Below are 18143 nucleotides of genomic sequence, written 5' to 3' on the forward strand. Positions count from 1 at the left end.
ATTCAGCAAATTAATAAGGAATTTAAACATAATTAAATTTTATATAATTTTATTATTACCTATACAACACAGTATATTAAGTATTTCAGAAACTAACTTAATATGCTTGTAAAAAATAAACAATAATATTATAACAATGTAACTGAGTATACGCAATAAAATGGGTGTTTTTGTTAAGTTTTTATTATTTTAAAAATATATTTAAAATAATAATATGAAAATATTGTTAAAAAGAAGGAAAATATTGTAATTTATAGAATAATTAGTGTATAATAAATTATCATAAGTGGAAAAGTTTTGAATATATATAAATATTTTGGAGGGATGATGATGTTGCTAAGATTTGAACCTATTATGGATAAGCTTGTGGTTCATTTACAGGGAGAACTGGATCACCACAGTGCTGAAGAAGTTAGAAATAGAGTAGATGATATGTTAGATAAAGAAGGATACACAAAATTAATATTAGACTTTTCTGGGGTTAGCTTCATGGACAGTTCAGGGATTGGTGCTGTTATAGGAAGATATAAAAAAGTGGCAATGAGAAGTGGAAAGGTTTGCATTACTAATCCACGTGCATCAGTAAAAAGAGTATTTGAACTATCTGGTATGTTTAAAATAATTTCAGTTTTTGATGATGTTGAACAAGCGGTTAACAACATTTAATGGAGGGATTGTAATGAGCCAAAATAGAATGAAAGTAGAGTTTAAAAGTACATCAGAAAATGAGAGTTTTGCAAGAGTGGTTGTGTCCGCCTTTGCAGCTCAATTAGACCCTACTTTAGATGAGATTAGTGATATAAAAACCGCCATTTCCGAAGCTGTAACTAATGCTATAATTCATGGATATGGGGATAATAATGAAGAAAAAACAGTTACAGTGGAAGCTATGATTGATGGCAATGAATTGACTGTTAGTGTATCTGACGAAGGAAAAGGGATAGATAATTTGGAGCTTGCAATGCAACCTCTTTATACTTCAAGACCAGACTTAGAAAGATCAGGAATGGGCTTTACTGTTATGGAAACTTTTATGGATTCCTTAGAAGTTAAATCAGAAAAGGGCAGTGGAACAACCATAACAATGAAAAAGATTTTCAACTCAGTAAGATAGGTGAAGAATATGATTGATAAGGGGCATAAAAACAATAATTACAACTATGATGATAATATGCAACTAATAAAACTTGCAAAAGCAGGAGATAAGGTAGCTCTTGATTATCTTATTGAAATGAACTTACCTTTGGTATCCTCCATCAGTAAGAAGTTCTTAAATAGAGGGTATGAATATGATGATATATTCCAAATAGGTTGTATTGGGCTTGTGAAGGCAGTAAATAATTTTGATGATAGTTTTAATGTAAAATTCTCTACATATGCTGTGCCAATGATAATAGGGGAGATAAAGAGATTTTTGCGAGATGATGGTATTATTAAAGTTAGTAGAAGCGTAAAAAATACTGCAAGAAAGCTTCATTATGATAAGGATACATTGACAAAAAAATTAGGAAGAGAGCCTACTATTGAAGAGCTTTCTCAATTTTCTGGTATTGATAAAGAAGAAATTATCATAGCCTTAGAGTCTTCTAGTAGTATGCAGTATCTTTATGATACAATCCATCAAGATGACGGTGCGCCAGTACTATTAATCGATAAGTTAAGCGAGGCTTATGAGGAGGATAACGAAGTTATTGATAAGTTAGCCTTAAAAGAAGCACTTACAAAGCTAGATATGAAATCAAGACAGATTATTTTGCTTAGATATTTTAAGGATAAGACTCAAATACAAGTTGCTAAAATGATGGGAATAAGTCAAGTTCAAGTGTCAAGAATTGAAAAAAAGGTTTTAAAACTTATGAAAGAAAAATTAAGTGGATAAAGATAGTAGGGATTTAAATTCCTACTATCTTTATTTTGATTAAAAATAGTAAAGATGCAGATAATATATTTAATCATTATAAATAAACTTTAGTATAAGTTGATTTAAGGTGATTTTATAATGTGGAAATAACGGTGCAATTTATATACAATACGCACAAATCTTTAATTATAAAGAGTTTTGTTTTTCATTCTTTAGCTATAAAAGCTACAAGGAGGGTGTTTATGAAAGTTAAAGAAAAAAATATAAGACAAAAATTTCAACAGCTTTATGAACAATCTAAACCTAAGCCTAATATATTGCTTAATAGCTTTAGAGCCTTTTGGACTGGCGGATTAATATGTATAATTGGAGAAGTTATATTTGATATATTAATTTATTTTGGTATAGAGAAATTAGAGGCCATGGCATTTGAGTCCATATTAATGATTCTTATAGGGTCAATTTTAACAGGGTTAGGGATATACGATAAGATTGGAGATTATGCTGGGGCTGGCTCTGTGGTTCCAATTACAGGATTTGCCAATTCTATAGTTTCTCCTGCTATAGAATTTAAAAAAGAGGGATTTGTATTTGGCGTGGCATCCAAGATGTTTGTTATTGCAGGCCCAGTATTGGTTTATGGAATAACCTCATCTTTTATTCTTGGATTACTATATTACTTTTTTAGGTGGTGATATGAATGGCGAGAAGGTTGGGACTGCAAACAGTGGAACTATCAAGAAAACCTAAAATTATCACAGCCTATGCAATTGTAGGACCAAAAGAGGGTGAAGGCCCTTTGAAGGAGTATTTTCATGAAATTCTTAGTAACGATATGTGTGAATGTAAAAGTTTTGAATTAGCAGAAAGTAAAATGCATTATAAGGCAGTAACATCTTGTATTAAAAAAGCAGGATTAAATGAAACAGATGTTGATTATATTTTTGCTGGAGACTTATTAAATCAAATAATGGCATCTACATTTATGGCAAGAGATTTAGATGTGCCTTTTATCGGACTTTATTCAGCATGTTCAACTTTTACAGAAGCAATAACTATGGCGTCAATGTCTATAGAAGCAGAGTTTGCTAGTTATGCAATTGCATCAACCTCTTCTCATTTTTCTTCAGCAGAACGTCAATTTAGACTTCCTTTGGAGATGGGAAGCCAAAGGTCACCAGCATCACAATGGACAGTAACAGGTGCAGGAGCTTTATTGCTTGGAAGTTATGGAAATTATCCTTATGTAACTCATGTTACTACAGGAAAAGTTAAGGATTATGGAATAAAAGATCCCAATGAAATGGGTGCTGCGATGGCTCCAGCTGCCGTAGATACACTGAAGCAACACTTTCAGGATACCAATAGAAAACCTAGTGATTATGATTTGATTGTTAGTGGTGACCTTGGAAAAGTAGGAAAGACCATAACCATAGAACTATTAAAGGAGTATGGATACAACATAGAAAGTAGCTATATTGATTGTGGGGATGAAATTTTTGAACATGAAAAACAAGGTACAAATTGTGGAGGTAGTGGTGCAGGCTGTTCAGCTTCTGTAATGTCTAGTATGATATATCAAGGCCTTCTTTCTCAGAAATATAAGAGAGTATTACTGATTGCTACTGGAGCACTTTTAAGTGCCACTTCAGCTCTTCAAGGTGAAAGTATTCCAGCTATAGCTCATGCAGTTGTTCTTGAGTATGGAGGTGAATAAATTTGGATGAGTATATAAGAGTATTTGTTGTAGGTGGATTAATTTGTGTTATAGCACAAATACTAATGGATACTACAAAGCTAACTCCTGGTAGAATACTTGTGATATTTGTTACTTCAGGAGTAATACTTCAAGCTTTTGGACTATATGAAAAAATTGTTGAGTTTGGAAGGTCAGGAGCAACAGTACCATTACCAGGCTTTGGATATACTCTTGCCAAAGGAGTTATGAATGAAGTGGATAAAAGCGGCATTATAGGCGTTTTTACAGGAGGAGTTAAGGGAACTGCGGGAGGAATTACAGCAGCCATTGTATTCGGATATATTATGTCTTTGATATTTACTTCTAAAACAAAATAAAATTTCATAGTTGGTTTTGATGATTATGATATTCTTAAGAAACTAAAATAAAAAAAGTTAGCAAATTTAAATTTGCTAACTTTTTTTATTTTCTTTGATAAACCTATGATAAGAGTAGTTCACTAAGGAGTTGTTGTGCCAGGATTAGTTGTTCCAGGCTCCTCAGTATCATCTGGTGACTCTGAATCATCAGGTACTTCTGGCTTATCCGGATTATTTGGGTCACCTGAACCACCAGGTGTTCCTGGATCTGCTGGTTTATCAGCAGGTTTATAAGAATCCTTCTCCGTAGGTAAAACAAATTCATCATCAGCTAATTTTGCATCGTATTTATGTTCTCTTTTAATGAATACTCGCTTTTCTATTTTATCTTTTGGCGTAAATTCAGTAGCAAGAACATATTTACCATCAGGTCCCTTTGTAACTTCAGCTTCTACATGAATATCATCAAGTGTAGTTGGTTGAGTTCCGTTAATAAATATTTCAGAATAAATTCTGTTACCTCTAGGGTCATGTTTAGTAAGCTCTGTAGGAAGAGTTCCAGAATCTTTTGATATTGATACAGTGACAAGTCCATCTGGTTTTTGAATGTCTTTAACTGGTAAGTCTTTATGAGCTTCTTTCATTATTTTAGACCATAGTGATGCAGAGTTATTACTACCTCTAATATCACTTTCTAATTCTTTAGGCTTATCATACCCAATCCAAACGTATCCGGAATAGTATGGAGTTAATCCAGCAAAGGATATATCTTTATAGTTCTCAGAAGTTCCAGTTTTACCTCTAACAGGCATATTTCCAATCTTAGCAGCAGTACCAGTACCGCCAGCGCCGTACACTGGCTCTTTTAATAAATCGTACATTACATAAGCTGCTTGAGCAGAAATAACTTGTGTGCTTTCAAACTTAGGCTCAAGAAGAACCTTTCCAGTTTTATCGGTAACCTTTGTGTACATTCTTGATTTAGTCATCATTCCTTGGTTACCAAATACACCATAGGCTTGAGCCATGGCAAGGGGATTTGTTCCTCTATATTCGCCGCCATCAAGCTGTCCTAGGGACATAGCAGAAAGGGAAGATTTATCATCAGAATCTAAGTGTATTCCAAATTTTTCTCCATATTTAACTGCAGTTTGTAATCCAATTAAATCATCAACTTTTGCTGCAATGGTATTCTTAGAATATTTAACAGCATCTCTAATTGTTATATAACCAGAGAATTTGAAGTCCCAGTTATTAGGAGTCCAAGGTTTTTCACCAGGAGCAGCGTATTTTGTACCTAAATCTTTTGGGAATGGTGCGTCCTCAAGCACTGACCCAGCAGTAAGTTTTTTTGTATCTATTGCTGGAGCATAGACTGTTAAAGGTTTAATACTAGACCCAGGAGCCCTTAAGTATTGATCTGAGGCAGCACGGTTATACGATAGGGCAGGCTGTTCTCCACGACCTCCCACAATAGCTTTAACTTCACCTTTAACATAGTCTATTATTACAGCAGAAGCTTGTAAATCCTTGTGCTTAGGAAATGATTCATCTATAATTTTTTGGGTTGAGTCTTGCATAGCTCTATCCATAGTAGTGTATATTTGTAAACCACCATAGTTTAAATGCTCATAAGCTTCACCTTCAGTATATCCATAAGTTGTCATCAAATCCTTTTTTACTTGTTCAACTACGGGTCGGGAAAACCATTCATACTGCATTTTATCAATTAGTACTTGTGAAAAACTAAAGAGCAATTCCTCTGCAATAGCTTCATCGTATTGCGCTTGATTAATAGTCCCGGTTTCTAACATTTTTCCCAAAACCGCCTTTGTTCTTGGTGAATCAAAGGCTTGCTTATTATCATAAGCTTCACGAGCATTACTAAAGGATAAAGATGGATTTTGTGCGGCACCAGCTAAGAAAGCTGCCTGCTTTAAAGTTAAATCAGAAACTGACTTGTTAAAATACATGTTTGAAGCAGCTTCAATTCCATGGGAATCTCCACCTAAAAATATGGTATTCATATATGCTTCTAAGATTTGATCTTTACTTAATTTTTTCTCAATTTCCGTTGCTAAGTACATTTCTTGAATTTTTCTTTTTAGAGAAAGCCTGTTATCTAGAGATTCTTGCAAGAAGAACTTGTACTTAACAAGTTGTTGAGTAATAGTAGAAGCTCCAGAATAACTACCACTGGATAATCCAGTAATAATTTTTACGTTTTCAACTTGTGATCCAACTAGTCGTTTAATATCAATACCATGATGAGTTTTAAATCTCTCATCTTCTATGCTAATAAAAGCATTTTTTAGACTTTCTGGAACTTTATCTATTGTAGTGGCAATTCTTCGCTGTTCAGATATATATTCATCCATTTTTTGTTGATTATTATCGTAAAGAACTGAGGTTTCTTGGACACTTAAAAAACTATCTAAGTTAATTTTAGGAGCCGTTTTTATCATGGCCATAAAAATTCCACCACCAACAGCTATGGAACTTAAAATAATTATCAATAAACTTATATATAGAACCTTAAAAAATTTAGATTTTTTATTTTTTGTGGGTTTCTTCTTTTTAGCTTCTGGTTGTTTCTTTTCTCCCATAAGGTATCCTCCTTAAGATTTAGTTTATTTTTAGTATTATACCATAATTTAAATATTTTAGAAACAAAGTTATTCTTCATACATACAAGAGCACATATAAATATATATATAGAAGTAGTATTGACATTATATTACAATTATAAAGGGGTTTAATGATGAAAGCCATAACAAAATTTAAAGCAATTGTTATATTATTTTTTTTCATGTCCTTGTTTTTTACATTTATTTATGCATTAGACGCAGTTATTATGCCTACCGTTATGACAACCTGTGATGCAGAAATGAAAGTAAAAGCTACAGAAGTTATTAATAAGGCAATTTTCAATGAGTACTCAAATAATTTCAATTATGATGAGGTAATTAAAATAGAAAAGGACGGGGAAGGAAATATCACTATGTTAAAAGCGGACACATTGAAAATGAATAAGATAGCCACTAGTGTAGCTATAAATGCTCAAAATGAACTTCAAAAGATTGGGGAAGTAGGAGTTAAAGTCCCAGTTGGGTATTTAACTAAAAATAATATTTTAGCATATTATGGTCCTAAAGTAACAGTGAGAATGATGCCAATAGGATATATTGAAACAAAATATAGTTCTCAATTTGAAACTGCTGGAATAAATCAAACAAGACATAAGATCTACGTAGAAACAATTACTAGGATTAGAGTAATTATACCAATGGCACATAGTGATGTGATAATAAGGAATCAAGTTCCAATAGCAGAAACAATAATTGTAGGAAAGGTACCACAAACATCTTTACAAATGAATTTAAATGATAATTGACTTAATAAAACACTTATAGATTAACATTTTCTTTAATATTTTAAATTTGGAAATTCATTGAAGCAATTCTAGAAGATTTATAAGGACAAACTATATAATTTATGTTAAAATAAAGTTGCTAAATTGTTAAACAAAATACTTTATTAACAAGCAGACAAAAAGCTAAGGGGAGGAAACTGATGAAAAATATATATATTATGCTTTCATATACGGGAACAGCTCCTTCTAAGATAATTAAGCTTTTTTCAAAAGAAAAGTATTCGCATGTATCCATTGCACTTGACCCTGAATTACGGGAATTATATAGTTTTGCAAGAAAAAAGGTGAACAACCCTTTTATTGGAGGATTTATTAAGGAAGAAATAGATAATGGAATATATAAAAAGTTTTACAATACAAAATGTTATATTTATTCTATAGAGGTTACAGAGGAACAGTACGAGGAAGTAAGAAACATTATAAATGAATTTGAAATAAAAAAACATAATCTTCATTACAATATGATAGGATTGCTAGGGGTAGTGTTTAATGTACCAATTGAAAGAAGAAATCATTACTTTTGTTCTCAGTTTGTATCTGAAGTTTTAGTAAGAAGTGGTGTTTTTAATTTTAATGTTTCACCAGCCTTAGTTCAACCTGGTCACTTTTATAATATGGAAAATAAGAATGTTGTATATGCTGGACTTTTAAGTGAATATAAGGAAAAAGCTAATTATAATATAATAAGTGCTGTAATGTAGAAAAACCATCATATGATTTCATATGATGGTTTTTGCATTAAAATAAGTTATTATTTTTCAGAAGCTTCCCAATTAAATACATATGGTATATTTCTATAATAATCACCATAGTTTAATCCATATCCAACCACAAATAAATCAGGAATTTCAAAACAACAATAATCCGGGTTAATCTCTACTTTTCTTCTTTCAGGTTTATCTAATAGCACACAGCATTTAACACTATTTGCCCCAAGTTTTTTTACATGGTCTACCACAAAGCTCATAGTTATTCCGCTATCAACAATATCATCAACTATTAAAACATCATAGCCTTCTATATTATCAGGTACATCATTAACAACTTTACATATCCCAGATGATTCTTCACCATGACCATAACTTGAAGTTGTCATAAACCCAATTTTAGTTGGAACTTCAAGTTCTCTTACTAAGTCTGCAGTAAAAATGAAACTTCCTCTCAAAAGAGATAAAACATATAGTTTTTTATCTGCATAATCCTTAGAAATTTGCTTTCCTACTTTAACAATTGCACTATCAATTTGTTCCTTAGAAAATAGTATATTTATTTGTTTGTTTTCCATTGATTCACGCCCTCTAATTTATATTTACAATAATGTTTTTATAGTATAAAATAATATGAAAGTTGTCAAGGGTATAGATAAATGCAAAATTATATATACTTATAGTAAAGCAATAGGAATATTAATATGCATACAATTAAAATATTATAAATTTTATATAGGGTGGAGATGATATGTATGATAAATGGAAACATTGATGGTGTGAGAAAATCTATTTTAAATAGGTTAGAAATTATATATGATATGAAGTTTCAAAAGGATGACATTTTAACAGAAGAACTAGCAAATCTTTTAAAGGAAGTTACTTTGGATTTAGAAAGAGAAGTTAGTGTAGCCATTGATAGAAAGGGATCTGTAATAAGTGTAGCTATAGGTGATAGTAGTTCAGTAGAAATGCCTGAAATCTACATGAAGGAAAGAAAATTATCTTCTATAAGGGTAATACACACTCATCCAAACGGCAATCCGAAGCTTTCAGCTCTGGATTTATCTGCACTAATTAAACTGAAGTTAGATTGCATAGTTGCTATTGGAGTTTCAGCAGATAATCCTCTATATTTTAATATAGGTTTTTGTGATGTTAAGGATAATATATTGATAGATGAAGAAGTAGGGCCTCTAAGTATAAATGGAGTTATGGATTTTAGATTTATAGATAAAGTAAATTATATTGAAGATATAATAAAAAACAATGAAATTCATGAGGATAGTTCTGAAAGAGCTATCTTAGTAGCAGTGGAAGATGAAGAAAGCCTTCAAGAGCTGGAGGAGTTAACAAAGGCTTGTGAGGTAGAACCTGTATATAGCATTTTACAAAAAAGAAATAAAATTGATCCAGCTTTATATATTGGTAGCGGTAAGGTTGAGGAGATAGCTTTGTTAAGACAATCCTTAAGAGCCAATGTAGTAATTTTTGATGAAGAATTATCAGGTTCTCAAGTTAGGAATCTTGAGCAAGCGCTGGGAGTTAAGGTAGTTGATAGGACTACTTTAATATTAGAAATTTTTGCAAGAAGAGCTAAAACAAAGGAAGCTAAGATTCAAGTAGAATTATCACAACTTAAATATAGATCCAGTAGATTAAGTGGTCTTGGAACAGTACTGTCAAGAACAGGTGGTGGTATTGGTACAAGAGGACCAGGGGAAAAGAAACTTGAAACTGATAGAAGGCATATAAAAGAAACAATTTATGATTTAAATAGAGAATTAGAAAAAATAAAAAACATAAGATCAACTCAAAGAGAAAATAGAAATAAAGATAATATTTCTAAAATATCGCTTGTAGGATACACTAATGCAGGTAAATCTACTTTGAGGAATATACTTTGTGATTTTTCTCCACAAAAATCAGCTGTAGTTAAGGAAAAAGTTTTTGAGGCTGATATGCTATTTGCAACATTAGATATAACTACAAGAGGAATAGTTTTACCTGATAATAGAATTGCTACAATAACAGACACCGTTGGCTTTATTAGAAAACTACCTCATGATTTAGTTGAGGCTTTTAAATCTACACTAGAAGAAGTAGTATATTCTGATCTTTTATTACATGTGGTGGATACTTCAAGTGATACTGCTGCATTGCAAATTGAAGTAGTAGAAGAAGTTTTAAAAGAATTAGGTGCAGGAGAAAAACCTACCATTTTAGTGTTTAATAAGATAGATATAGCCTCAAATGAACAACTTGAGACACTAAGAGAAAAGTTTTCCACATATAATATTATAGAGGTTTCAGCTAAAAATGGAGTAAACTTAGATAGACTACTTCAAGAATGTACCAAAGTATTGCCATATAAATTAAAAAGTTTTAAAGTAGTAATACCTTATAGTGATTCATCTACTGTGGCATATCTTCATAGAAATGCTAAGGTAGAAAGTGAGGAATACTTAGAAGAAGGAACTCTAGTTACTGTACAAGGTAATGATGAAGTATACAATAAGTGCAAGAGCTACATTGTTGAAAGCTAAAAAACATGGCTTAAAAGTATTTTATTCCATATATAAATAAAAATATCACAATTAAGTAAAGCAGAGTTAAGCTCTGCTTTATTTGTTTTAAAAGAGGTATTAATGGTAAAAATAGTTTTAGTATAATATTATAAAAGGAGGAATTTACATGGAGGAAATAATTTGCCCATTATGTAATGATTTATACAACAAGATTTCTAAGTGTCACCACTGTAATGGAGTTATGGAAGATAAGGGAAGAGAACAGGATTATTATGATGATTATAGTGCTGATGATCCTATAGATGATAAAGGGGATTTTTGTGTTCATATATTTAAATGTAACAAATGTGAGGGATTTGAAAGAAAAAACATTGAGAAAATCATAGTGTAGTTGTAGAATTGACATGTATAGAACCTACTAAAAATTTATAGATTTATTTATACTAAAGAATTTAGTCTATAGAAAAGGAATTAAGTACACATTAAGAAATCATTTATTTAAGGTGGGAAAGATGTGAGTAGTGGATTAGTAAAGTATAATTGGGACTTTATAGAAAACCATAGTGAGGAAGAAATAACTTATTTTCTTCATTTAGAAGGAAAGTCCATAGAAGCAATAAGTAAAATTAGAAATTTAGAAAAATCTACAGTGCAAAAGCACTTAATTAACTGTAAGATTAAATATAGATATTTAGTTAAAAGTGAGAGTATAGATGAATTATTTCAATCTCTAGCCAAAGCTGATAAATCAGAGCGCATATATGTGCTGAATAGCTTAGATAGGGTAAATAAGGAGAAGTTGAAGGATTTTATAAAAAAAAATTACATAGACCTAACACTTAGGGATAAAGAATCAGCTCTCTGGATTATTGGAGAATTGAGAATAGAAGAGTGCATTGATATTTTAATTAAAAGTACTGTTAATAATCATGTGAATATTCGACGATTATCAGTTTCAGCACTTGGTAAAATTGCTCATGAAAAGGGTGAAATTGCTTTAGTTAGAGCTTTAAATGATAGTAATTCACAGGTGGTTTCTTATGCAATAAAATCATTACAGAAGCTTAATTCTAAAAGGGCTATAGATAAAATAAAAGAAATACACATTAGTAGTGATAAACCATATATTCAAAAGGCTTGCGAAGATTATCTTGCAGCTGTAAAATAGCACTTTACATAATCAAAGTATATTGAAAGATTCATATTTAATAATTTTTATAGTGTTATTAAGAGTTTAGAAATAAGCATTTCATTGTATAAACTTTTAGAACCAATTTTAATAGGGGGGATTAAAGTGAGTTATCTTACTATAAAAAAAGAAGCTTCTGCAGAATTTGATGAAAAAAAATCAATATTTATTGGACATGTCAAGAGAATACATAGCGAAGAAGAAGCTAAAGATTTTATTAATAAAATAAAGGCCTCCCATAAGGAAGCAAGACATAATGTATTTGCGTATGTTATTGGAGTAAATAAAGGGATTCAAAGATATAGTGATGATGGAGAACCTCAAGGTACTGGGGGAATTCCAGTGCTAGAGGTTCTTAAAAAGAATGAGTTAACAGATATAGTTGTGGTGGTAACAAGATACTTTGGAGGAATACTTTTAGGGACTGGAGGACTAGCTAGAGCATATTCAAAGGGTGCAGTTTTGGCAATAAATGAAGGTTGCATTGTAGAAAAAGTTCTGGGGTTACACTTGAGGATAACCTTAGATTATGATTTGCTAGGAAAAGTTCAGTATATTTGTAGCACAAATCAATGGCACCTGGAGGATATTATTTATACAGATAAAGTTGAAATTAGTATGTATTGTGAGAGCTCTATGTTAAATGTAATTACTAATGCTTTTGTAGAAGCTACAAGTGGAAAAGTAGTTATTGCTCAGGGTGATGAAGAATATTTCTTTAAAGAGGGAAATAGACTTTATATGGCACATTAGATATGTTTGAAATTAACATTATTTCTGTGATATAATAGTCAAGGTATATTCAAAACAAGAACTAGGGATGGATTTGGTATATACTACTTCAATAAAATTTATTGAGAGACAATCATCTATAGAAAATTCTATAGATTTTGGCGAAAAGTATAAATCAAAATTTGTATTATTATATTATTTAAGATGTTTAAGTTATTTTGTAAATTTTACTAAAGGTATCTTAGAGAAGACAACTAATAACTATGTGGATTATTTTATAAATTATTAAGTTAGTAAAATAACTTAATATTGCACCAAATATCAATTGCATAGTAAATAGATATTTTATTTTAGATGCCGAAAGTTTCTATATAAGTTAGGAGGAAATACACATGTCAGGACATTCAAAATGGCATAATATACAAGCTAAGAAAGGTAAAGTAGATGCTAAAAGAGGGAAAATTTTTACTAAAATAGGTAAGGAGTTAATGGTAGCGGCTAAGAATGGTGGCTCTAATCCAGAAACAAATACCAAATTAAGAGATGTAATTGCTAAGGCTAAAGCAGCAAATATGCCTCAAGATACAATAACTAGGGCAATTAAAAAGGCGGCAGGAGAACTTGAAAGTGTTACCTATGAAGAAATTACTTACGAAGGATATGGCCCAAGTGGAGTAGCGGTGATTGTAGAATCATTAACAGATAATAAAAATAGAACTGCAGCAAACGTAAGACATGCATTTTCTAAAAATGGTGGAAATATGGGTTCAAGTGGTTGTGTAAGTTTTATGTTCCAAAAGAAGGGTGAAATTATTATTGAAAAAGGTGATTCAATAGATGAAGACGAATTAATGATGATGGCCCTTGATGCTGGAGCAGAAGATTTTTCTTCAGAAGAGGAAGTATATGTTGTAACAACGACTCCAGAAGAGTTTGGAGGAGTTAGAGAATCGTTAGAAGAAAATGGGATAGAATTTTTAGAAGCTGAAGTTAAATTGGTAGCAGACACTACTTCTGCCATAGATATGGAAACAGCAGTAAAATTCCAGAAGATGCTTGATGCACTTGAAGATGATGATGATGTTCAAGATGTTTGGCACAATGCAGAGTTCCCAGAGGAGTTTGAAGGTTAATAAAAGAAACACTTTCTTATATTGAAAAATGCCAATATAAGAAGGTGTTTTTATTATGAATATTATAGAGATGGTAATTAATAGGATAGTATTTGGATATTATATAAACTATGAAGAAAAAGCTTCTATTGAATATTTTAAATAAAGCATAATATTATATTCAGGATACTTATATGGCATTAGGCTTATATTAAGACAGATTTACCATGTATAATATATAATTAATATGAAGAAACCATTTATGCAAGGTACACTAATAAGGAGATGAAAGAATGAGCAGTTATAAATTTTGTCATGAAGGTAAGGAATTTGAGCTTAGGGAAGAAAATTGTGATTACATAAATAATGAGGAAGTGGAAAATCTTCAGATTTCCACAGTACTAGAGCTTTTAAATGCAGGTAAAGAGGTTGATTTCGCTGTAGAATATTACGATACTTGTTGTGATGAGTGTAAATTTAATAGAAAAGATGATACTAAATTTTTTCAGTTTTTAGAATATCACTTTTACATCTTTACGAAAGATAATAATTATGTTTTAAGTAGTATATCTGAGGAATATAAAAATGTTACCTTTGGCTATTTAATTAAGGAAAAGAAAGTAGATAATAGTTATATTGTAAGTGTTTTAGTTTGTAAAAATTGTGGAACATGGACAATTGAAGTTGAACAATGCGATATGTAATTATGACACTCCAATAAGGAAAAATATTCATTTTATTTAAATTAAATGGTAAAATGTAAAGTGGTAACATTAATTTATATAAGGGGGCCCAATAAATGAATGGAAATTGGAGTTTAAGAGAATTATATTCCTCATTTCAAAGTGAAGAATATAAAAATGATATGGCAAAGTGTGATGAATATGTAAAAAGGTATATTAATTTTGCAAATTCACTTAATAATTGTGAAAATGCAAAGAAAATGTTGGAAAATTATGTGAAGCTATATACAGAAATGGGGATAATTTTTAATAAAGTACTAAGCTTTGCATCTTTAACTTTAAGTGTAGATACTAACAACTCAGAAGCTCAAAAAAATATAGAAGTTGCAGAAGAAAAGTATAGTAAAATAGCAGAGCCTACAGCTAAAATTAACAAATTTATTGGGAATCTATCAAACTTAGAGCTTATTATTGAAGGCTCTGAGACTTTGAAAAAGTATAAGTTTTTTTTAATGTCTATAACAGAAGAAAGTAAATATTTATTGGGAGATAAAGAAGAAGGAATCATTGCTAAGATGAGAACTACAGGTTCAAGTGCTTGGGCAAAGATGAGGAATTTAATTACATCTAACTTAAGAGTAGAACTAGAACAAGATGGTGAAATAAAATCAGTACCACTAACTGTGGCAAGAAATTTAGCTCATGATAAAAATGGCACAGTAAGAAAAAATGCATACGAAGCAGAATTAAAAGCTTATAAAAAAATTGAAGATGCAGTTGCTGCAGCTTTAAGTGGAATTAAGGGTGAAGTAATTACTGTTGCAAATTTAAGAGGCTTTGAATCACCATTACATGAAAGTTTATTTAAGTCTAGAATGGATAAGGAAACATTAGATGTAATGATCACAGCAATGAAGGAAAGTCTTCCAGTTTTCAGAAAATATCTAAGAAGAAAGGGAGAACTTTTAGGACATGAAAATGGCCTTCCCTTTTATGAAATGTTTGCTCCTATAGGTCAGGTAGAAATGGAATTTGACTATGAAAAGGGGAAAGCTTTTGTAGAAGAAAACTTCAGAACATTTAGTGATGAGTTGGGGGATTTTGCTAAAAATGCTTTTGATAGAAATTGGATAGATGTTTATCCAAGAGAAGGAAAAGTAGGTGGAGCTTTCTGTAGTAATCTTCATATGTTAGGGGAAAGCCGTATAATGTTAAACTATGGAGGAACTTTTAGTGATGTAGTAACTATGGCACATGAGCTTGGACATGGGTATCATGGAGATTGCTTAAGGGATGAGGAATATCTGAATAGTGATTATCCAATGCCTATTGCAGAAACTGCATCAACCTTTTGTGAAACTATAGTGAAAAAAGCTGCTATAAAGACAGCTTCTAAGGAAGAAGCTTTCTCTATATTAGAAAGTGAAATTTCAGATTGTAATCAAGTTATTGTTGATATTTTAAGTAGATTTATTTTTGAAAGTAATTTATTTGAAAAGAGAAAAGAAAGTTCTTTAAGTAGCGAGGAGTTAAAAAATTTAATGCTTGAAGCTCAAAAAGAGGTTTATGGTGATGGGTTAGATTCAGAATTCTTGCATCCATATATGTGGATATGTAAGCCTCATTACTATGAAGCAGGTTACAACTTTTATAACTTCCCTTATGCCTTTGGATTATTATTTGCTAAAGGACTATATGCAGAATATCTAAAAAGAGGAAAAGAGTTTGTAAAAGAATATGATAAGCTTTTAGGGGTAACAGGAAAACTAAAAGTTGCGGATGTAACTAAAATTATGAATATAGATATAAATTCTATAGATTTTTGGAGAAGTTCTTTAAAAATAGTAGAAGAAGATATCGAAAGGTTTATTGAACTTAGTTTAGAGAAATAATTTAAATAAAGATTTATAGATTAATTATATTTTTAATCTATAAATCTTTATTTTCTTTGCTCTAAGATGCTTCTATTTAAATAATAGCAAAGTATATACAAGTTATTAAAAAGTTTATAAGAAACTGTATAATAAGTTTATTATTGGTAAGAATTCCTTGTAGGAGGGATTTTATGTTAAAAGATATAAATAAAAGTAAACTTTTTTATATAGTTATAGTGTTTTTAGGATTATGCATTTTTACTGCCAGTTATTCACTAAGTATTAATTTATTTAGAGGGGCAAAAAATATAGATGATAATAGTGCAGATATATTATCAGAAACAAAACAAACTAGCTTTATTAAAGAAAGTGGAGTTGTAGTCACTAGAGATACAAAGCTAGAATTTCTTGTAAAGTATGCTAATTGTTTAGATTTCATTAAAGCTGATAATAAAATTGATGAAGCTATAAATGTAGATAAGGAAAAATTACTAGGATTAAACGAAAGTCAGTTAGAAGAAATTTTCAAAAAATTTGGATATAACCTTCAGCAATTCACAAAAAATGACGTGGTTTTTATTAAAGATGTTCCTGGATATAATTACGCACCAGATACTTATTTTATAGGTATTAAAGATGAAAATATGGTTATATATAATAAAGAAAAGAATGAAAGTATAAGAATAGTTGAAAGTAAGATTATAAATCCAAAGGCTGAAGACAACTCGAACATAACTTTAAAAGACATAGAGGACAAAGGTAATCTATTAAAAACTCTATATTATGGAGATAAAGATTATCAGTTTTCAAATGTACAAGATGCTATTGAGTATGCTCAATCTCTTTGTAGCACATAAGGTATCTTTTAATAATAACTAATCATTACTTTTATTTGTTTTGCAATATACTACTAGTAAAGGAACTATTAATAGTACAACTATCCAATAGACTACTTTCTTGTGTTATGCAAAATATTTATCAAAGTATTAAAATGTTATTGTTAGATGCCTAACAAAAACCTTAAGGAATTCTTTCCTTAAGGTTTTTTGTTGAATTGTAGCAATATAGATGGTAAAGTAATATATAGTTGTAAAAATAAAGTAAAGTATCTTGAATAAAATACCTAGTTAGTGTGATATTGTATTTTGCTGCATGATGCATCCACAGAGCCTTTTGATACAACAGCTATCAATGAAACTCTTGCCTGCATAAGCTTACTTGTGGACGTGGAATCTCTGTGGCACCTTAGACTTGCTATTTTATTTCAGATGCTTAAAATGATAGGTGATAACTGTGTATGAATATATAAAAGGAACTTTTGTAGGAATTGCTAAAGATTATATAATAATTGAAAATAATAATATAGGATATAAAATATTTACTTCAGGAAGTACAATGTCTAGTTTGCCTAATGTTAGAGAACAGGTCACATTATATTTGGAACAGTTAGTAAGAGAAGACTTCATTGGGTTATATGGGTTTTTAACTAAGGATGAGGTTAGTATGTTTAAACTTTTGCTTACAATTAATGGAGTTGGAGCAAAGGCAACTTTATCTCTAATGTCTATATGCAATTCAACTAACTTAAAGTATGCAATATTAAGTGGTGATGAAAAAACTCTTACGAAGGCACCTGGAATAGGAAAAAAAATTGCACAAAGAATAATATTAGAACTTAGAGATAAGATTAGTTTAGAAAGTATAGTTAATGGAAATTCTAGTAAGATAGAATTAGTAGAAGATGAAAGTAAAACCTCAGAGGTGTTTGGGGCACTGATAGCCTTAGGCTATTCAGAAAAAGAAGCTGAAAAAGCATTGAAAACTACAGATAAGACATATAGTATTGAAGAAATGATAAAAGCATGTCTACAATTTTTAATGAATTAAAATCCATCATTAATTAAGCCTACTTCCAGAAATGATTAAATAAAATAAGTTTATTCATTATATAGTTGAAGGTAGTAAC

20 protein-coding genes are annotated in these 18143 nt (G+C 30.5%); 18 read left to right on the forward strand and 2 right to left on the reverse strand.

The features are described 5' to 3' along the window. The first annotated feature begins 330 nt into the window (after nucleotides 1-330). The 6 genes from spoIIAA (at nucleotide 331) to spoVAE (ending at nucleotide 3937) form a co-directional block, all read left to right on the forward strand. Nucleotides 331-666: an anti-sigma F factor antagonist gene (gene spoIIAA / locus RR409_RS07605; protein WP_332557139.1), complete on the forward strand. Its 336-nt coding sequence runs from the start codon at nucleotides 331-333 to the stop codon at nucleotides 664-666. Between the two features lie 13 nt (nucleotides 667-679). Then, nucleotides 680-1114: an anti-sigma F factor gene (spoIIAB, locus tag RR409_RS07610; RefSeq protein WP_332557140.1), complete on the forward strand. Its 435-nt coding sequence runs from the start codon at nucleotides 680-682 to the stop codon at nucleotides 1112-1114. 9 nt (nucleotides 1115-1123) lie between these two features. Then, the gene (gene sigF / locus RR409_RS07615) at nucleotides 1124-1879 is read left to right on the forward strand and encodes an RNA polymerase sporulation sigma factor SigF (protein WP_332557141.1); all 756 of its coding nucleotides are present in this window, start codon (nucleotides 1124-1126) and stop codon (nucleotides 1877-1879) included. A gap of 224 nt (nucleotides 1880-2103) precedes the next feature. Then, on the forward strand, nucleotides 2104-2556 hold the full coding sequence (gene spoVAC, locus RR409_RS07620) for a stage V sporulation protein AC (protein WP_332557142.1): 453 nt from the start codon (nucleotides 2104-2106) through the stop codon (nucleotides 2554-2556). A gap of 5 nt (nucleotides 2557-2561) precedes the next feature. Further along, nucleotides 2562-3578, forward strand: coding sequence for a stage V sporulation protein AD (gene spoVAD / locus RR409_RS07625; protein ID WP_332557143.1), 1017 nt, complete (start codon nucleotides 2562-2564; stop codon nucleotides 3576-3578). Nucleotides 3579-3580: 2 nt separating this feature from the next. Then, nucleotides 3581-3937 carry a stage V sporulation protein AE gene (spoVAE, locus tag RR409_RS07630; RefSeq protein WP_332557144.1) on the forward strand — a complete coding sequence of 119 codons (357 nt, stop codon included), beginning with the start codon at nucleotides 3581-3583 and terminating at the stop codon, nucleotides 3935-3937. A 122-nt stretch (nucleotides 3938-4059) separates the two neighbouring features. Here the strand turns inward: spoVAE and RR409_RS07635 are convergent, their stop codons facing one another. Next, nucleotides 4060-6525 carry a PBP1A family penicillin-binding protein gene (locus RR409_RS07635; protein ID WP_332557145.1) on the reverse strand — a complete coding sequence of 822 codons (2466 nt, stop codon included), beginning with the start codon at nucleotides 6523-6525 and terminating at the stop codon, nucleotides 4060-4062. 155 nt (nucleotides 6526-6680) lie between these two features. On the opposite strand from RR409_RS07635, the gene yunB reads away from it, so the two are divergent. Together yunB and RR409_RS07645 are read left to right on the forward strand one after the other, a co-directional pair. Then, complete coding sequence (gene yunB, locus RR409_RS07640) at nucleotides 6681-7313, forward strand: sporulation protein YunB (protein WP_332557146.1); 633 nt, start codon at nucleotides 6681-6683, stop codon at nucleotides 7311-7313. Between the two features lie 179 nt (nucleotides 7314-7492). Next, nucleotides 7493-8053 (forward strand): hypothetical protein, encoded by a 561-nt coding sequence (locus tag RR409_RS07645; protein ID WP_332557147.1) that lies wholly within the window; start codon nucleotides 7493-7495, stop codon nucleotides 8051-8053. Nucleotides 8054-8103: 50 nt separating this feature from the next. On the opposite strand, the gene hpt is transcribed toward RR409_RS07645, so the two are convergent. Next, nucleotides 8104-8637 carry a hypoxanthine phosphoribosyltransferase gene (hpt, locus tag RR409_RS07650; RefSeq protein ID WP_332557148.1) on the reverse strand — a complete coding sequence of 178 codons (534 nt, stop codon included), beginning with the start codon at nucleotides 8635-8637 and terminating at the stop codon, nucleotides 8104-8106. Nucleotides 8638-8814: 177 nt separating this feature from the next. Between hpt and hflX the strand changes: the two genes are divergently transcribed. The 10 genes from hflX (at nucleotide 8815) to ruvA (ending at nucleotide 18064) form a co-directional block, all read left to right on the forward strand. Further along, nucleotides 8815-10605: a GTPase HflX gene (gene hflX / locus RR409_RS07655; RefSeq protein ID WP_332557149.1), complete on the forward strand. Its 1791-nt coding sequence runs from the start codon at nucleotides 8815-8817 to the stop codon at nucleotides 10603-10605. A gap of 148 nt (nucleotides 10606-10753) precedes the next feature. Beyond that, complete coding sequence (locus RR409_RS07660; protein ID WP_332557150.1) at nucleotides 10754-10978, forward strand: hypothetical protein; 225 nt, start codon at nucleotides 10754-10756, stop codon at nucleotides 10976-10978. A 123-nt stretch (nucleotides 10979-11101) separates the two neighbouring features. Further along, a complete protein-coding gene (locus RR409_RS07665; protein ID WP_332557151.1) occupies nucleotides 11102-11755 on the forward strand; it encodes a HEAT repeat domain-containing protein in 654 nt (217 codons plus the stop codon). A gap of 126 nt (nucleotides 11756-11881) precedes the next feature. After that, nucleotides 11882-12529: a YigZ family protein gene (locus tag RR409_RS07670; RefSeq protein WP_332557152.1), complete on the forward strand. Its 648-nt coding sequence runs from the start codon at nucleotides 11882-11884 to the stop codon at nucleotides 12527-12529. A 371-nt stretch (nucleotides 12530-12900) separates the two neighbouring features. After that, the gene (locus tag RR409_RS07675; RefSeq protein ID WP_332557153.1) at nucleotides 12901-13641 is read left to right on the forward strand and encodes a YebC/PmpR family DNA-binding transcriptional regulator; all 741 of its coding nucleotides are present in this window, start codon (nucleotides 12901-12903) and stop codon (nucleotides 13639-13641) included. A 272-nt stretch (nucleotides 13642-13913) separates the two neighbouring features. Further along, complete coding sequence (locus tag RR409_RS07680) at nucleotides 13914-14324, forward strand: DUF3785 family protein (protein WP_332557154.1); 411 nt, start codon at nucleotides 13914-13916, stop codon at nucleotides 14322-14324. 95 nt (nucleotides 14325-14419) lie between these two features. Next, nucleotides 14420-16195 carry a M3 family oligoendopeptidase gene (locus RR409_RS07685; protein ID WP_332557155.1) on the forward strand — a complete coding sequence of 592 codons (1776 nt, stop codon included), beginning with the start codon at nucleotides 14420-14422 and terminating at the stop codon, nucleotides 16193-16195. 173 nt (nucleotides 16196-16368) lie between these two features. Next, entirely contained in the window at nucleotides 16369-17034 is a 666-nt protein-coding gene (locus RR409_RS07690) for a hypothetical protein (RefSeq protein WP_332557156.1), read from the forward strand. A 288-nt stretch (nucleotides 17035-17322) separates the two neighbouring features. Next, on the forward strand, nucleotides 17323-17478 hold the full coding sequence (locus RR409_RS07695; protein ID WP_332557157.1) for a hypothetical protein: 156 nt from the start codon (nucleotides 17323-17325) through the stop codon (nucleotides 17476-17478). After that, entirely contained in the window at nucleotides 17471-18064 is a 594-nt protein-coding gene (gene ruvA / locus RR409_RS07700) for a Holliday junction branch migration protein RuvA (RefSeq protein ID WP_332557158.1), read from the forward strand. The genes RR409_RS07695 and ruvA overlap by 8 nt, the downstream gene beginning before the upstream one ends. Nucleotides 18065-18143: the final 79 nt, after the last annotated feature.

This window comes from Clostridium sp. (assembly GCF_036642255.1).
Taxonomy (GTDB): domain Bacteria; phylum Bacillota; class Clostridia; order Clostridiales; family Clostridiaceae; genus Clostridium_J.